This window comes from Chthoniobacterales bacterium (assembly GCA_035274845.1).
GTDB lineage: Bacteria > Verrucomicrobiota > Verrucomicrobiia > Chthoniobacterales > UBA10450 > AV80.
The window spans coordinates 185,711-201,513 of the sequence record DATENU010000011.1 but is presented as its reverse complement, the minus strand read 5'-3'; the positions used below and the strand labels follow the sequence as shown (position 1 = coordinate 201,513).

Annotated in this window: 14 protein-coding genes and 1 tRNA gene; 3 read left to right on the top strand and 12 right to left on the bottom strand. The window is 59.7% G+C overall.

Annotated elements, in window-relative coordinates; translation table 11 throughout:
* Positions 1-12 precede the first annotated feature (12 nt).
* From VJU77_07485 to VJU77_07475, 3 genes are all read right to left on the bottom strand, one after another.
* Positions 13-1,137 carry an ABC transporter permease gene (locus VJU77_07485; protein HKP03196.1) on the bottom strand — a complete coding sequence of 375 codons (1,125 nt, stop codon included), beginning with the start codon at positions 1,135-1,137 and terminating at the stop codon, positions 13-15.
* 138 nt (positions 1,138-1,275) lie between these two features.
* Positions 1,276-2,241, bottom strand: coding sequence for an ABC transporter ATP-binding protein (locus tag VJU77_07480; protein HKP03195.1), 966 nt, complete (start codon positions 2,239-2,241; stop codon positions 1,276-1,278).
* A complete protein-coding gene (locus VJU77_07475; GenBank protein HKP03194.1) occupies positions 2,238-3,080 on the bottom strand; it encodes an efflux RND transporter periplasmic adaptor subunit in 843 nt (280 codons plus the stop codon). Before VJU77_07475 ends, VJU77_07480 begins: the two co-directional genes overlap by 4 nt.
* 45 nt (positions 3,081-3,125) lie before the next feature.
* Between VJU77_07475 and VJU77_07470 the strand changes: the two genes are divergently transcribed.
* The gene (locus VJU77_07470; protein ID HKP03193.1) at positions 3,126-3,536 is read left to right on the top strand and encodes a DUF3052 domain-containing protein; all 411 of its coding nucleotides are present in this window, start codon (positions 3,126-3,128) and stop codon (positions 3,534-3,536) included.
* Positions 3,537-4,080: 544 nt separating this feature from the next.
* Positions 4,081-4,482 (top strand): VOC family protein, encoded by a 402-nt coding sequence (locus VJU77_07465; GenBank protein ID HKP03192.1) that lies wholly within the window; start codon positions 4,081-4,083, stop codon positions 4,480-4,482.
* A gap of 47 nt (positions 4,483-4,529) precedes the next feature.
* Here the strand turns inward: VJU77_07465 and VJU77_07460 are convergent, their stop codons facing one another.
* From VJU77_07460 to VJU77_07435, 6 genes are all read right to left on the bottom strand, one after another.
* The gene (locus VJU77_07460; GenBank protein ID HKP03191.1) at positions 4,530-5,111 is read right to left on the bottom strand and encodes a Maf family protein; all 582 of its coding nucleotides are present in this window, start codon (positions 5,109-5,111) and stop codon (positions 4,530-4,532) included.
* Positions 5,112-5,115: 4 nt separating this feature from the next.
* On the bottom strand, positions 5,116-5,817 hold the full coding sequence (locus VJU77_07455) for a DUF4412 domain-containing protein (protein HKP03190.1): 702 nt from the start codon (positions 5,815-5,817) through the stop codon (positions 5,116-5,118).
* 74 nt (positions 5,818-5,891) lie between these two features.
* Positions 5,892-5,965: transfer RNA gene (locus VJU77_07450), tRNA-Gly, on the bottom strand.
* A gap of 152 nt (positions 5,966-6,117) precedes the next feature.
* Positions 6,118-6,744, bottom strand: coding sequence for a hypothetical protein (locus tag VJU77_07445; protein HKP03189.1), 627 nt, complete (start codon positions 6,742-6,744; stop codon positions 6,118-6,120).
* A gap of 173 nt (positions 6,745-6,917) precedes the next feature.
* Positions 6,918-7,499: a CDP-diacylglycerol--glycerol-3-phosphate 3-phosphatidyltransferase gene (gene pgsA / locus VJU77_07440; protein HKP03188.1), complete on the bottom strand. Its 582-nt coding sequence runs from the start codon at positions 7,497-7,499 to the stop codon at positions 6,918-6,920.
* Positions 7,496-7,909, bottom strand: coding sequence for a molybdenum cofactor biosynthesis protein MoaE (locus VJU77_07435; protein HKP03187.1), 414 nt, complete (start codon positions 7,907-7,909; stop codon positions 7,496-7,498). Before VJU77_07435 ends, pgsA begins: the two co-directional genes overlap by 4 nt.
* A 66-nt stretch (positions 7,910-7,975) precedes the next feature.
* Here VJU77_07435 and gndA point away from each other — a divergent pair, with 66 nt between their 5' ends.
* The gene (gene gndA, locus VJU77_07430; GenBank protein HKP03186.1) at positions 7,976-9,460 is read left to right on the top strand and encodes an NADP-dependent phosphogluconate dehydrogenase; all 1,485 of its coding nucleotides are present in this window, start codon (positions 7,976-7,978) and stop codon (positions 9,458-9,460) included.
* A 51-nt stretch (positions 9,461-9,511) separates the two neighbouring features.
* Here the strand turns inward: gndA and VJU77_07425 are convergent, their stop codons facing one another.
* Genes VJU77_07425 through VJU77_07415 form a run of 3 tightly spaced genes read right to left on the bottom strand, consistent with a single transcriptional unit; the run spans position 9,512 to position 15,663 of the window.
* Complete coding sequence (locus VJU77_07425; GenBank protein ID HKP03185.1) at positions 9,512-12,706, bottom strand: error-prone DNA polymerase; 3,195 nt, start codon at positions 12,704-12,706, stop codon at positions 9,512-9,514.
* Between the two features lie 12 nt (positions 12,707-12,718).
* Positions 12,719-13,699: a hypothetical protein gene (locus tag VJU77_07420; GenBank protein HKP03184.1), complete on the bottom strand. Its 981-nt coding sequence runs from the start codon at positions 13,697-13,699 to the stop codon at positions 12,719-12,721.
* 11 nt (positions 13,700-13,710) lie between these two features.
* Positions 13,711-15,663 carry a hypothetical protein gene (locus tag VJU77_07415; GenBank protein ID HKP03183.1) on the bottom strand — a complete coding sequence of 651 codons (1,953 nt, stop codon included), beginning with the start codon at positions 15,661-15,663 and terminating at the stop codon, positions 13,711-13,713.
* Positions 15,664-15,803: the final 140 nt, after the last annotated feature.

Sequence of the window (15,803 nt, the reverse complement as noted above, 5' to 3'; positions counted from 1 at the left end):
CGTTCGGAACAGCTAACCGATCTTCTTTCGAAACCTCAAAGCGCAGACGCAGAAGAGGAACACCGCCATGCCGGAGAGGATGGCGAGGGAATGCCAGTATTCGAAGAACATCGCGCCGCGGAGAATGATGGCGCGAGTGAGCGAGATGAAATAGGTGGTCGGCAGGATCGAGCCGAGCGCGTAGAAGATCCAGGGCATCGTTTCGCGGGGAAAGATGAAGCCGGAGAAGAAGACACTCGGCAACACGAACATCATCGACATCTGAAGCGCCTGCATCTGGTTCTCGGCTTTGGTGCCGACGAACAGGCCGATGCTGAGCAGAGCGAAACAGTAAACGAACGTCGCGAAGAGCAGGGCGACGACATTGCCCGCGATCGGCACGGCAAAAAGAAAACGCATGATCGAGAAGAGCAAAATCGCCATGAGCATGCCGATGCAGAGATAGGGCACGAGTTTGCCCAGCATCAGGCCCCAGCGGCTCAATGGACTAACGAGCAGTTGCTCGAGGGTGCCACGCTCGCGCTCCCGCACCACGGCCATGGCGGTGGCAAACGTAGTCCCGATTTGCAAAACGATGCCGATCACGCCCGGCACGAAAAAGTTCGGGCTCCGCATCGTCGGGTTGTAGAGCATCTGGGGGCGAATCTCGACCGGCACCGTGCGCCGGCCAGTGTCACGCATCATCATTTCGACGGACTGAGTGAGGGCAATGCCCAGCGCTGTGTTTAGCGCTTGCAGGGCCGTCGTCGAGTTCGAGCCGTCGATCAACAATTGCACCTGCGCCGGGTGTCCACTCCGCAAGTCGCGAGTGAAGTGCGGCGGAATCTGCATGCCGACGGTGGCGCGGCCCTTCCGGATTTCGCTCGCCATCTCCTCGACGTTCTGGACTTCGCCGACGATGCGGAAAGTTTCCGTGTTCACAAAACGATCGAGAAACTGCCGGCTCTCGACGGTGCGGTCCTCATTCAGGATCGCCATCGGCATGTGTTTCACGTCGTTATCGAGCGCGTAACCGAAGGCGATCATCTCGACTAGCGGCGGAAAAAGCATGAAGAAGAGCGTCATCGGGTCGCGCAGGACCGTGATGAACTCCTTGAACAGGATCGCGTTCAGTCCGCGGAAAGGGGCGCGCTTCATGGCATCTTCACCGTCTCTTCTGTAGCCGCTTCGCTGTGCGAAGCGTCAGAATGAGCATGGCCGCAAAATCAGCGTCGCCCACCCGCCTTCGCACCGCTTCGGCGTGGCAGGCAGGGCGACGGCTACAGAAGAGCCTGTTCACGCCGCTTTCTCCTGATGGTTTTCGCCGGCGTGCTTCGCGGTGAGGGTCACGAAAACATCCTCGAGCGACGGCCCGATCTCATGGATTTCGGAACTCGCGATCCCGACGCTCCGCAACTTGTCGTCGATCTCCTGGCGCCGAACAGTTTCGTCCACGAGCAGGTGCATCGATTGGCCGAAGACGGTGGCATTCAGGACGCCTTTCACCCCCCGCATGGCGCGCAAAGCGACGGTTACGTGATCGCAGGTCACATCCAGACGACGCGTGCCCGGCGGACTGACTTCCGGCAGCTTTTTCAAGTCGTCCGGCTCGCCGCAGACGATCAGCCTTGAGTTGTAAATGTAACCGACGTGCGAGCAGCGCTCGGCCTCATCCATGTAGTGGGTGGTAACGAAGAGCGTCATTCCCTGACCCGCGAATTCGAAGAGCAGGTCCCACAGTTCGCGCCGCGCCACCGGATCGATCCCGGCCGTGGGTTCATCAAGGAAGAGGACCGTGGGGTGATGCATGAGCGCGCAGGCCATGGCAAGGCGCTGGCGCCAGCCGCCGGAAAGAAGAGCGGCCCGCCGGCCGAGATACGGTTCAAGATGCGTGATCGCGATCAGGTCATCCCGCCGCCGCTTCAATTCGCGGTCGGGGAGGCTATAGAGCTTGCCGGAAAAGATGAGATTTTCGTTCACGGTCAGCTCATCGTAGAGCGAGAACTTTTGCGACATGTAGCCGATCATTTCCTTGGTCGCCTCCCCTTCGCGGAGAATGTCGTGTCCCCCAATGCGCGCGGTGCCTTCCGTTGGCTCCAGGATGCCGCAGAGCATCCGAATGACGGTGGATTTACCCGAGCCGTTTGGGCCGAGAAAGCCGAAGATCGAGCCGCGGGCAACAGAGAAACTGACGTGGTCGACCGCGGTGAAATTCCCGAAGCGCTTGGTCAGCCCCTCGCATTCGATCATCCCGTCGTTCATTTCACATCCGGGAAAAAAATGTCGGCGGACATGCCGGCGCGCAGTTTATCCTCTTTGTTGTCCAATCGGATTTTCACGCCGAAGACTTGCTTGATGCGATCTTCGACGGTCTGGACGTTGCGCGGGGTGAATTCAGCCTTGCGATTGATCTGCTCGACCGTGCCGGAAAAATCGCGGCCCGGATACGAATCGACGCGCACTTGAACCGAGTCGCCAAGCTTGATCAAGCCAAGCCACGGTTCCGGCACATAAACGCGAACCCAGAGATACTGCGGCAAAATGAGCGTGGCGACTTCGCGATTCTCCGGAAGAACGTCGCCCACTTTTACGCTGAGGATTTCCAGGACCGACTCCGTCGGCGCGACGATTTTCATTTCCTGGATTTGGGCGTCCATGTCGGCCAGCTGAGCCTGCGCCTGCTCGACCCGGGCCCGAGCGGCGGCAAGACTTTTTTCCTGGGCTTTGGCGGCGCTGACGGCGCGTTCGGCTTCGCTTGGCGAAACGGTATTGCGCTTCAAAAGGTCCTGCTGTCGCTGGGCGTCGGCCTTGAGGAATTCCAACTGCGCCGCCTGCGCCTCCACGTCGTGCTGCGCGGTGTTGATCTGGGCCGCCGCGAGGGAGCGCCGCGCCTGCATTTCGGACGCTTCAAGTTGGACGATGACGGCCCCGGCTTTCAGGGTATCGCCTTCCCAGGCGTAAATCTTTTCTACCCGGCCGGCGGAACGGGAAGCGACGTGGACTTCATCCACTTCGATCGTTCCGGAAACCGCGTTGCTCTGGCGGCGGCAACCGGCCAGGAGAGCGACTGCGCAAACGGCAATGGCGAAGAGAAAACGCATTTTGAAGTTGCGCGATATTATGCGCAGGAAACACTAAAAAGGGAAATGGCTGGTTACTCGAAAACGCCACTCGCTCAAAAGCTTGGGATCAAGGCGGGAACGAAGGTCGCCGCGCTCAATGCTCCGGCCGGCTATCGCAAGCTGCTCGCTCCGTTGCCGGCGGGAGTTTCGTTTGTCGACAAAGCGACTGCGGGTGCGGGATTCGTTCATCTCTTCGCGACCGAGCGCCGCGTTTTGGAAAACGAACTCACGCGGCTCCGCGGAGTGCTCGATGACGCCGGTGTTCTCTGGGTTTCCTGGCCGAAGAAAGCGTCCGGCGTGGCCAGCGACATTACCGAGGACATCATTCGGGAAGTCTGTCTCCCGCTCGGATTCGTGGACATCAAAGTTTGCGCGGTCGATGACACCTGGTCCGGACTGAAGCTGATGATCCGGCGGGAGAACCGGAAAGCGTAGCCACGACGCTGGCTCGCCGTGCCGCTTCCCACTGCGCGCCCCGACACAGCGAGGCGCCTCCAGCGAACGCGGACTGGCGTGAGCTTTCGCGATGGCGCAGCGTTCCGCCGCCCCTTCGGGGCTACGTTCTCTTAACAATCGGTCTCTCCGGAGGTTCGCTTCGCTCCCCTCCGGCTGTAATCCGGCGCCCGTTCTGGGCTTCTCTGCAATTCGGCAGCGCCTTAGCCTAATCCGGCGGCCGTTCCGGGCTTTCCGCTGACTCTGCAGTGCCGTAGGCACGAAGTATTGATCCGGTGCCCGTTACGGGCTTCTATGCCATGCGGCAGCGCCGTAGCCTAATCTGGCGCCTGTTCCGGGCTTTCCCGTGGCGCTGCAAGTGCCATAGGCACGAAGGATTAAAGCCCGGAGTGAGCGGAGCGAACTCCGGGAAAGCATGACAGCATCCCAAGCCCCAGCGGGGCGAAGGACGCGCCTTGCGCCAGCGTAGCTATAGCCGCAGGATCGCCCAGGTAGACAACAAGCGCGATTACGTGAAAATCCAATCATGAGCACGCGCCTTTTCGATCACATTGATCTTCGAGTGAAAAACCGGGAGGCGGCCCAGCGTTTTTATTCGCAAATCCTGCCGGCGATTGGTTTCCGCGTGGACAAGAGCGGCTCCCAATGGGGCTTGTTCGAAGGAGAAGGCGAAATCGCGGTCGACTTCTTTGGGTTCACCGAGGAGGCCGACCATCGACCGAACGGAAACAGGATCGCGTTCTGGGCGCCAAGTCGCGAGGCCGTGGACAAGGCGGCGGAGGCGGTTCGCCGGGCCGGGGCCAGGAATATAGAAGGACCGGAGCTTTGCGTCGAATACAGTCCCGGTTACTACGCGGTTTTCTTCGAAGACCCCGATGGCAACAAGCTCGAGGTCTGCCATCGTGCGAGCGCCACGGTCGCCGAGTAAGCCCGACCGGCCCGGTTCCCCAAGCCCTGGCGCGCGATTGAGAAAAACTAGCGGGCCGGCGTAACCCCAAACGCGGCGAGAGCGCGCGTCGTCTTTTCCATCGGCAGGCCGACAACGTTGCTGTAGGAACCCTCGATCCGCTCGATGATTTCAGTGCCAAATCCCTGCGCCGCGTAGGCGCCGGCCTTGTCGAGCGGATCGATTTTCGCCAAGTATTTTCGAATGGCGGCCTCGTCGAGATTGCGAAAATGCACCCGGGACATTTCGTGAAAGCATTGTGATTTGGCCCGGGCCGCATGGTTGATTTGCACCGCCGTCCAAACTTCGTGGGCCCGCCCACTCAAGCGCTGCAAAATCCTGACCGCGTCATCGACATCGGCCGGTTTGCCGAGAACCGTATGGTCGATCGTGACCAGGGTGTCGGCGGCCAGGACTACGGCGTCGGGTGAGATCTCGGACGTGCGCGCCGCTTTGCGGCTGGCGTTCCACATTGTCACTTCACGAATCGTCAGCCAATCGTGCGCGACTTCCTCTCCCGGCGGCGAAATGATTTCAAACTGATAACCGGCCTCGCTCAGAAGTTGTTTCCGGCGCGGCGACCCGGAGGCGAGAACAAAACGCGGCCGCACGCGATTACGGCTTGGTTGGAGGAGCGGGAGCGGGTTTCTCGGACAATTCGTTCGGAATCTTTACTTCCTGAAAATCCTTCGGCGGCAGAAACTCGGCGTCCGCCAGGGGATCGGTTTTCACCGACACCACCGTGCTCACGATATTTTCTTCGCCAACCGTGACCTCCGTGCGGATGGGAAGGCCGGGCAGATCACGATAGTCGGTCATTCCCTTGGCGAGATCGTTCCAGGCTGCCGGAATGTTGGCCTGCAATTGCTTCATGATCGAAGCCGAATTTGGATAGGTCGGGGCGATCCAATACCGTGCTTTGAATCCTTTCGCTTCGGCCGTGTATTCGTCGGCTTCGTAGCCGTTGATGGTCATCTTTTTCCCAGTAGCCACAAGTTTCGGTTTCTCGGCCTTGGTGCCTCCGTATTTTGCGGCCATTTCAGCAATCGCCTTCGCTTTGTCGCCTGAGATGCGGACGATTCTCTTCTGGTCGTTTAGCAACGTTATGGTATCGCCCGTCCGGCCGTCCACGATCATGGTGATTTGGGGCGTCGCATCCATCCGGATCTTGTCACCCTTGAGCTTGAGCGTGATCTCGTTCGTTTGCGGCTTCCCTTTCACCTCTTTTCCCTCCACCTTTTGGACGATCGTGAAATCGCCGCGCGCCGAAAGAGTGAGCGCGGCGAGGAGGGCGACAGAAACGACTAAAGCTTTCATGCCAACAACTTAGGTCCCGGAGCGCCGCCAAAGCAAATGCATCCTCGGGCTCGCGCTGGCGCTGAGTGGAAGGATGGAGCGGGTGAAGGGAATCGAACCCTCGTCAGTAGCTTGGAAGGCTACAGCTTTACCATTAAGCTACACCCGCGCGCGATTAGGCCAGTCCGGCGCGGACTAAGCTGACGCGCCTCCGCGCTGCTGCCAAGTCCTTTCTGCCCCAGAGATCAGTGTCCGCCGTAGCGTGGTGCGAAGGCGAATCGACCCTTCAAGTGAGCTCCGCCTTGCCCAACCGTCAGATGCTTAAAGCCGGGGAGAATTGATCTTGTTCGCCGTCCGCCGATGATTTCGACGCCAGGTGGCGTGAAGAGCTCGCACGACCAGAGACATCAAAAGAGCAGCGGCATACCACCAGGTTGATGATTCCGGCACGGGGGCTGAAATGCCTTCGGCGTCAGGGGCAACATAACTCGGAGCGTTGCTCTCCGCGAAGAAGCCGGATGTTGTTGAGGTTACCGCGAGAGAATTGCTGGCCGCGCCAAAACTGGAGAATCTGTTAAACCCTTTTAGCCGATGGCTTGCCTCAGAAAACAAGAGGGGTTCCGAAGACGCCTGATCGCCGGCCATCTCATCAGTCTGCGTCTGCCCTGATTCACCTCGGCCCGTCGCGACGGTCTGGACGGCAGCGATAGCCCGGGCCGCAACGCTCGCCGGTGAGGAATCAAAAGGAACGGCCCGAGCGGAATACACAGCTACGTCGTCACTGGTGGCGGCGACCGTCCGGATTGGGTCGGCGCTGCTGACCGAACCGGTGTAGGCGAGAAAGAGAGAGCCTCCCAGGCCCGCGACAGCGAAAATAAGAATTGCCGGCAAAGGTAGCCGGGGAACGGCGATTCGCGCGGCGCGGTAATGTTTGGGAGCGGCGGGCATATCGGGCTTTCCGAATCGTACAGAGGTCTTGCTCTGCCGACGTGGACGCCCTTAAGAGCACGATTTGTTCCGCCACCCGGAATGCTCGGGGCAAAAATTGGGGGCAGCCGGGGTCCTTAAATTTCGCGGTAGCTCCCACCGGCTTGGAGGCAGGCCGGCGCTATGGCGGAAGACTACTGGTCCGGCGCGATCACATCACGATGACGCCAGGCATAGCGCAGCCCCGAATAGAGGGTAAGTATCACGGTGATCCACACTAAAACAGGACCGCCCCGATCCCACGCCGAGCGCAACCAGCCACTGTTAGCATCGCCGTAGTGCAACTCCGCCGCGGAGAGCAACCCGAGAAAGAAAATCACGGTAATGATTTGCCAGGAGGTCTTGTGTTTCCCAAGCCGCTCGGCCGGCAACACCTGTCCTCGAGCGCTCGCCATTAGCCGGAGTCCAGTAATGAGGAATTCGCGCCCCACGACGGTCGTTGCCGCCCAGGCTGGGATCGCCCCCTTAATTGGCACCAGAGAAATGAACGCGGCCGCCATCATGATCTTGTCCACGAGCGGATCCATCAGCTTGCCGAAGTTGGTTACGATGCGATAACGGCGGGCGATCTCGCCGTCGACAAAATCCGTAACGCCCGCGATGAGAAAAATGATGAACGCGGTGGTGCGCGCGTACTCCCATTCGCAGTTTAACATGGCAACGAAGAGCACCGTCAAAACGAGGCGGCTGACGGTGAGACGGTTAGCCCAGTTCATGCGTGGATCGGCGAGATCTCTTCCTTGAACACCGGGCGTTTCCAGATCGGCACCACGCGTTTCAGTTCGTCCATGATCCATTGGCTGGCGCCAAAGGCCGCGCCGCGATGTCCGCTGGTCACGCGAACCACTACCGACGGTTCGCCCGCCGCGACGAACCCGACACGGTGCCGAAGCACAACCTCACGCAAGCCGAATTTCGCGGCGGCATTTTTCGCCACCCTCCGCATTTGGTGCTCCGCCATCTCGCGATGCGCTTCGTAATCGATTCCGGCTATTTCCCGGTCCCCTTCCCTGGAGCGCACCGCGCCCCAGAAAACCACTACGGCGCCGGCGCCGGGATCGTCTTCCCGCTCGGGTAAATCGAGAGCGGACTCGGTGAGTGAAACTTCGCAAACGGAAATTGCCATGCGCTATTGGAACCGGATAGAGTTTGTGCCATTGCCACCCCCCGGCGTGATCAAGGAGATACTAAAATGAGCACGAATCAATGCGATATCGGACTGATCGGCCTCGCAGTCATGGGCGAAAACCTCGTTCTCAACATGGAATCGAAGGGGTTTACGGTTTCGGTTTTCAATCGGACGCTGGAAGTGACCGAAAAGTTTGCGGCGGGCAAAGCGAAGGGGAAAAACATTCATCCGTCGCGCACCATGGAAGAATTCGTGGGAGCGCTCAAGCGTCCGCGCAAGGCGATGATCATGGTAAAAGCCGGCGGACCGGTGGACGCCGTCATTAATCAGCTCGTTCCCCTTCTCGAAAAAGGCGACGTAATTATCGACGGCGGAAACTCTCTTTTCACCGACACGCAACGGCGGAGCAAGGATTTGGAAGGGCGCGGAATTCATTTTGTCGGCTGCGGCGTCTCCGGCGGCGAGGAGGGCGCGCTGAAAGGGCCGTCGCTCATGCCGGGGGGCCCGCGCGAATCCTGGGAAATCATTGCGCCGATTTTCCGCAAGATCGCCGCGCAAGTGGACGGCGAACCGTGCTGCCGCTACATGGGCCCGGACGGCGCTGGCCATTACGTGAAAATGGTGCACAACGGCATCGAGTATGGCGACATGCAGTTGATCTGCGAGGCTTACGCAATCCTGAAAGACGTTCTGGGCCTGGGCGCGGATGAGCTGGCCGAGATTTTCACGGAATGGAACAAGGGTGACCTCGACAGCTATCTCATCGAGATCACGTCCCAGATTTTTCGGAAGATCGATCCGGAAACGGGCAAGCCGCTCGTCGACGTGATCCTCGACAAGGCCGGGCAAAAAGGGACCGGCCTGTGGACGCTGCAATCCGCTCTCAGTCAATCGGTGGTCATCTCCACGATTAACGCCGCCGTCGAAGCCCGGGTGATTTCGTCGCGAAAAGACGACCGGGTGACCTCCTCGAAAATCTTGCCGCAACCGAAAGTACCGAAGTTCACCGGGGACAGGAACCAACTAGTAACGGCGGTGCGCGATGCCCTTTACGCGTCGAAAATCGTTTCCTACGCCCAGGGAATGGAACTGCTCGGCGCCGCCAGCCTGGGTTCGCATTGGGACCTGAACTTCGGCGACATCGCCACCATCTGGCGAGGCGGATGCATCATTCGCGCGAAATTCCTTAACCGGATCAAGGAAGCGTACGAACGCGACCCGAAGCTGCACAATTTGCTCCTCGACCAATATTTTACAGGCATCATCCAGCGGACGCAGGACAACTGGCGGGTGGCCGTGGCGACCGCAGTCACGCACGGCGTCGCCGTCCCGGCCTTCAGCGCATCGCTGGGATATTTCGACAGCTATCGCTCGGCGCGTTTGCCCTCGAACCTGCTCCAGGCCCAGCGCGACTTTTTCGGAGCTCATACCTACGAACGGACCGACAGACCGGGCGTCTTTCACACCGAGTGGATCGAATCCGATAAACAGCCGACGGAGAAAGCCGCCGCGCCGAAGGAACCGGCCAAACGGCACGCGGGCGAATAGTTGGTAGGGACATCGCGTTGCGATGTCCGCGGACGGCGCAGCCCGCCGTCCCTACCTGAAATCGTGCGATTCGCTGCCGATCAGCTGCTCGTGGGCGAGCGGCCGGATCGTTTGGGCTTTGATCAGAACGACGTCGTCGGTGTTCTGCACCGTTCCCTCGATGACGAGAAATGGCTCCTCCGTAATCAGGAGCCGCATTCGCTCAAATAGATCGGGCGTCACGATCGAATTGGAAACGCCCGTCTCGTCTTCGAGGCTGATGAAAACAAATCCTTTCGCTGTCCCCGGCCGTTGCCGGCAAATTACATTGCCGGCGATCTGGATTGTCGCTCCGTGCCGCGCCGAACGCAGATCGCTCGCGCGCCAAATTTCGGGTATTTGCGCGCGCAGGAATTTCATCGGATGCGGGCCGGTGGTGAGGTTCATCGTGGTGTAATCGGCTTTCACGCGCTCCGGCATCGACATGGGAAGAAGCGGCGAGCTGTAGCCGGGATCGGTAATCCCGGCTTTCTGGCTGCGACGCGTTCCCCGGCCGGGATCACGGATCCCGGCTGCAAAAAGCGGCTCCGGCGGTTGCTCCTCGACTCGCCACATCGCGGCGCGGCGATGCTCGGCAAAACAATTCAAGGCGCCCAGCTCCGCGATGGTGCGCAGCTCTTCCTTCGTCAGCTCCACCCGGCGTTTGAAATCATCCAGTGAAGCAAACGCGGCTCGTTTCCGCTCTGCCACCAGCGCTTCGCCGTGCTCTTTCCGCATTCCGTTCACGACACAAAATCCCAGCCGCACGGTGTCATCTGAAACCACCGTGCAAACCCAGCTCGATTCGCGCACGCAAACCGGCAGCATCTTCACCCCGTGCCGTTGCGCGTCTTTCACGATCGTCGCCGGCGTGTAGAACCCCATCGGCTGATTGTTCAGCAGGCTCGCATAAAACTCCGGGGCGCGATGCGCTTTCAAATACGCGCTTCCGTAAGCCAGGATCGCGAAACTGATCGCGTGCGATTCCGGAAATCCGTAAAGCGCAAACGAGGTGATCGATTGCAGGATCTTCTCGGTCACATCCGGCTCGACATTGTTCCGCTCCATCGCCTTTCGCAGTTTCACGCTCACTTTGTTCATCCGTTCTTCCGAACGATGAAAGCTCAGGGCGCGCCGCAGTTCTTCCGCTTCGTCGCCGGAAAAATCGGCCATGATCATCGCGATCTTGAGCATCTGTTCCTGGAAAAGCGGCACACCGAGAGTCCGGGCGAGCACAGGCTCGAGCCGCGGATCGAAGTAGGTGACGTTCTCCCGGCCGGCGCGCCGGTTGAGATACGGATGGACCATGTCGCCCTGGATCGGGCCCGGCCGGATAATCGCCACTTCGATGACAACGTCGTAAAAGCATTTCGGCTTCATCCGCGGCAACGTCGCCATCTGGGCGCGGCTCTCGATTTGGAAAATGCCGATCGTGTCGGCTTCCTGCATCATTTTATAAGTCGGCTCGTCATCGGTTGGGATATGGGCGAGATCGATCGGACGGCCGCGCTCGCGACACAGCTCGAATGCGTCCTGCATCACCGACATCATCCCGAGCCCGAGCAAGTCCACCTTCACGATCCCGAGATCTTCGCAGTCGTCCTTGTCCCATTGAGCCACGACGCGGCCGGGCATGGACGCGTTTTCGAGCGGCACGAACGAGCTCAGTTTTCCCTGGCAAATGATCATGCCGCCCGAGTGCTGGCCGAGGTGCCGCGGCAATCCGTAGATCGCCTGGTAAAGCGAGACGAACGCCGGCATCCGCGGATGCGCTTTGGGCAACCCGGCCTGCTCGATCTGGGCGACGAGATCGAGGGTGTGCGGAAAATCGCCGTGTCCGAACAGGTGCGAAAAACGGTCGAGGACGTTCGGGGAAAAGTTGAGCGCCTTGCCAATCTCGCGGGCGGCGCTGCGGCCGCGATAAGTGATGACGTTCGCCGTCATGGCTGCGCCCTGTTTCCCGTATCGCCGATACACTTCCTGGATCACGCTCTCGCGCCGATCGCCGCTGGGCAGATCGAGATCGATGTCGGGCCAGCCCTTCCGGCTTTCGCTCAGGAAACGTTCGAAGACGAGATTGTTGCTGACCGGATCGACCGGCGTAATTCCGAGGCAATAACAGACGGCGCTGTTCGCCGCGCTCCCGCGACCCTGCACCATGACGTTGTGTTCCCGGCAAAAATTGATGATGTCCCAGACGATCAGGAAATAGCCGGAAAACCCGAGCCGGGTAATGAGGCTGAGCTCTTCTTCCAGCTTCCGTTTCACCGCGGTGCTGATGGAAGTATAACGCTGTTGTGCGCCGAAAAGGGTGATGGTGCGGAGGAACGAATTCATGTCGTGGCCCTCGGGAACGGGAAACGACGGGAATTCGTAGCCGATGTTTTCGAGGGAAAATTCGAGGCGGTCCGCGAGATGCGCGGTGTTCTCGATGGCGTCGAGCCGATCGGCGAAGAGGGCGCGCATTTGGGCATCGCTCTTGAGATGGCGTTCGGCATTTTCGGCGAGGAGCTTCCCAGCGGCGTCGAGATGGGTGTGCTCCCGGATGCAGGTAAAAACGTCCAGAACCTGGCGGCCGGAGGGGCGCGCGTACTGGACGCCGTTGGTCGCGATGACCGGCAGGCGCAATTGTTCCGCCAAATCGCAGAGTTGCTGATTAATCCGCTCTTCGCCTCGCAGGAAATGGCGCTGGATTTCGACGTAAACATTTTCGCGCCCAAAAGCGTGGATCAGAAGTTTTGTTCGGTCCCGAGTAGGGTGGGCGTCTCGCCCGCCGGTTGTGGCATCTTGCCGCAACGATCTTGGAGAAGTTCGCGAACGCGAGACGCGTTCGCCAGCGGGCAAGATGCCCACCCTACCCGAGAGAGCTACCATCCCGTCCGCAAACTCGGGAAGCTCATTCCACTGCACGGCGCATTCGCCTTTCTCGGTGCTCCTGAGATGGGCCTCGGTGAGCAGCTCACACAGGTTCTCGTAACCGCGCCGATTTTTTACCAGCACGGGCAGGAGCCAGCCGTCCGCCATCGTCAATTCCGCGCCGACAATCGGGCGGAGACCGTGCTCGCGCGCGGCCACGGCAAAGCGCTGCGCGCCGTAAACGCCGTTGCGATCGAGTAACGCCATCGCCGGCATCTCCAGGCCGGCGGCGGTTTCAGCTAATTGTTCCGGAAATGAGCCGCCACGAAGAAAACTGAAGGCACTGCACGCGTGAAGTTCGACGTAAGGCACACGCGCGCTCCGTTAATCATAAATCCCATCGAGCGCCCATTGGCCGCCATTGGAATGGAATTGGCAGAGCGCGCCGTTTTCGAGGGCCACGTCCCACTCGGCCCGGTTCCAGGCATCTTTGTCCCACCAATTTCCCGAGCGAAGGTAAGGCCCTTTTTCACCGCGCACCGCTCCCTGAACCATCGCGCTGCGCAAATGAGCGGGCCGCCTTTTCGCGAGCAACACCGAGGCCGGCAGCGGCGGACGAAAACGGCGCAAAGCAGACGCGGGCAACGGCGGAAAAGCATCAGCCTTTTTTTCCGGGAGCTGCCAGGCGAACGGCTCCATCCGAAAGGCATCGGGCCGATGAGTTTCCAGGAGCACCGGCTTGCCGACGCGATCGGAGCCAAGCAGACCAGTCAGGCGCGCGAGCGTTTCGGTGAGGCGCCCCGAATCGCGCAAAGCAGTCTCAAACAGGTGGAATTGTTCGAACGACGGTTTGGTCGTGTTCGCGTTGAGCGCGACGGCAATGATCGGCGCCTGCGAGGTGAAATTTTCCAGGTGCGTATGCAGCATCCGGAAAAGCGTTTCGACGTTGTTGGTCGGCTCGGGGATCTTAAAGTGGTGAGCGTAATTGCTCTTGTCGCTAAAGCTGATCTCCAGCTGAAGCTCGCTCGCCACGAGATGCAGCGCGTTTAGCCGCACCGAGAATTGCTGAAGAAACCGGCGGAGAATGAAGAGGAGTGGCTCGCTCGTCTCGATTTCATTTTCGAATTCGAATGCTTCCGCGAAAGACTCCGGGGCAGTGACGAGCTTGAGCAAACGTGTCGTCTTCCCGCGGGCGCGCTCCCAAAGCTCGAGCCCGATCGCACCGAGGCGTGCTCCGACCGCCTCTTTTTCCAAAGCTGCAAATTGACCCAGCGTATCAATTCCCCATCGATGCAAGAGATCCAGGATACGGGTCACTTCGGCCTGCCGCTCTTTGGCCGCCCTGGATTTAGAAATCTCACCCATCTCTGGGGACCTTATCTATTCTGGGCCAACAGCCGGGCTTTCGTTTCAGGGGGAAGCGATGAATGAGTAACCCAGGCTGTGGCGCTACTGGCGTCGATTCGCAGCCAAGTGGTAGCGATCGATTCGACTTGCCGATCGCGCATGCTTTGATCGCCAATCGATTCAGCCCATTGGGCGGCAGCCTCGGGATTGGACGAAACAATTCTCCGCGTGAAAGAGGATACGGCGACGTCCCGCGATTCACTCTGGGGCAAGGTGCCGAGCCAGACAGCAGCGTTGTAAGGATCGCTTTCCGCCCAACGATTCATCAAGCTTTCAAAAGCCTGGAGGCGGGTTTTGCCTTCAGGGAAAGTAGCGACCCAGCTGCTGACCGATTGCGGATCGCTTTCGGCCCATTGCCAGGCGATGGCCGCGGTGGCGTTCGCCTGAGCATCGTTTGTCGATAAGCGCGACAATAATTTCGCCGCTTCGCGCGGATCTGATTCCGCGATAACGGCGATGACGCCCGGCAAGACCGTATCGCGCAGAGCGGGGTCGGTTAAGTTGCCGAGCCAGGTGAGCGCACCTTGGGAATCATTCCGGGCCCATTGGCGGGAAATATTTTCAAGCAACCCTTTGCGTCCGTCCGCCTCACTCGTTTGGAGCACGAAATCGGCGGCGCCTCGCGGATCAACTTCGCTCCATTGGGAAGTAATACTGGCCAGGGCATTTTGGCGCGCTGTTCCTTCGGGAAGTTTTTGCACCCAGCGAACGGCGCTTTCGACATCGCTGCTCGCCAATTGCAACGCGATCGCCATGGTCGCTTCGTCCTGGGCTTTCCCGGGCGGTAATTGGACAACGTATTCGGCCGCGGCCGTGGGCTCCGATTGCACCCAACCCGCCAGGACCGCCCGCAAAGCATTTTGTTGCGCATTACCGGGAGGCAATTCCTGGGTCCAGGCCAGGGCTGCGCGTGCATCCGTCAGAGCCCACTGTCGGGCCACATTGTTAATGGATTGATCACGCGCCTGCCCCGGCGGCAAGGTGGCAAGAACTTCAGCGGCTTTTTGTGGATCTTTGTTAGCCCAACCCGCTAAAATGGTTTGGAGCGCGTTATTGCGGCCCTGTCCCGCCGGCAAGGTGTTGGCCCAGGCGAAGGCTGCTTCCGGATCCTGGTTCGCCCAAGTCGAACCAACCACTTGAATTGCTGTATCGCGATTGCTTCCCGCCGGGAGTTGCTGGGTGCGCTCCGCGGCTACCGCTGGATCGGTCGTCGCCCATCGGCTGAAAAGAGGCCAATAAAGATTTTGGCGATTGCGACTGGCCGGCAGGCTTTGCAAAAAAATGAGCGCGGACTGCGGATCTCGATCGGCCAAGGCCGAAACAATCGTTTGCATTGCCTGCTCTTTCGCGGGACCCGCCGGGAGCTGCTGGACCCAGGCTGTGGCTCCCGTTGGATCGTGTTCCGCCCAACCACTGACTGCGCTGGTAATGGCCCAGTTTCGCGCGCTTCCCGGAGGAAGAGTTTGGGCATAAGCCATCGCCGCCTGCGGCTCTAATTCAGCCCATCGCCCAAGCAAAAGCGAAATGAGCATGCTCTTTTCCTGCGGTTTCGGCAAAGTTTCGACGTAGGCCAGCACTTCCCGGACGTTTTTTGCATCCACCATTTCAGCGAGCTTGCTGAAAGTGGCATAAGTATGCCGGCTCCCAGAATGGGCCAGGGCCGTTTTGATTTTGGCAATGAGAGCGTTGCTGGAAACATCGGAAACGGCGGAGTCGTCTCGCGAGCTTTGCGAAATGTCCGAATCGTCCCGGGCGATAGTTACCGCAGGAGGCGGGCTTGGAAGAGACGCCGGGGCGGATTTCGTTTCGACGGCAATTTCCCGCACCGGCCCGGAAGGATGCTCCGAAAACCGAAAGACAAAAGCAAGGACCAGCAACAGCAGGGCTATCCCGAGAGCGATTTTCGTCTTTAACGGAAGCATTGAGTTATTTCTCCACGGAACAAGATATGTTCAGATGAGTATAAAGAAGCTTCGCTTGCCGCCAAGCACAAATTTTGTCCGACCCGAAAATGAGCGATGCGCCGCCGCAGTGACGCAGCGGCGCATCGTCAAAAGAACAA

Coding starts and splice junctions, on each gene's coding strand:
- VJU77_07485 (HKP03196.1), bottom strand. CDS start 1,137: ATGAAGCGCGCCCCTTTCCGCGGACTGAACGCGATCCTGTTCAAGGAG.
- VJU77_07455 (HKP03190.1), bottom strand. CDS start 5,817: ATGAAAGCTTTAGTCGTTTCTGTCGCCCTCCTCGCCGCGCTCACTCTT.
- VJU77_07435 (HKP03187.1), bottom strand. CDS start 7,909: ATGGCAATTTCCGTTTGCGAAGTTTCACTCACCGAGTCCGCTCTCGAT.
- VJU77_07465 (HKP03192.1), top strand. CDS start 4,081: ATGAGCACGCGCCTTTTCGATCACATTGATCTTCGAGTGAAAAACCGG.
- VJU77_07415 (HKP03183.1), bottom strand. CDS start 15,663: ATGCTTCCGTTAAAGACGAAAATCGCTCTCGGGATAGCCCTGCTGTTG.
- gndA (HKP03186.1), top strand. CDS start 7,976: ATGAGCACGAATCAATGCGATATCGGACTGATCGGCCTCGCAGTCATG.
- pgsA (HKP03188.1), bottom strand. CDS start 7,499: ATGAACTGGGCTAACCGTCTCACCGTCAGCCGCCTCGTTTTGACGGTG.
- VJU77_07475 (HKP03194.1), bottom strand. CDS start 3,080: ATGCGTTTTCTCTTCGCCATTGCCGTTTGCGCAGTCGCTCTCCTGGCC.
- VJU77_07445 (HKP03189.1), bottom strand. CDS start 6,744: ATGCCCGCCGCTCCCAAACATTACCGCGCCGCGCGAATCGCCGTTCCC.
- VJU77_07480 (HKP03195.1), bottom strand. CDS start 2,241: ATGAACGACGGGATGATCGAATGCGAGGGGCTGACCAAGCGCTTCGGG.
- VJU77_07470 (HKP03193.1), top strand. CDS start 3,126: ATGGCTGGTTACTCGAAAACGCCACTCGCTCAAAAGCTTGGGATCAAG.
- VJU77_07420 (HKP03184.1), bottom strand. CDS start 13,699: ATGGGTGAGATTTCTAAATCCAGGGCGGCCAAAGAGCGGCAGGCCGAA.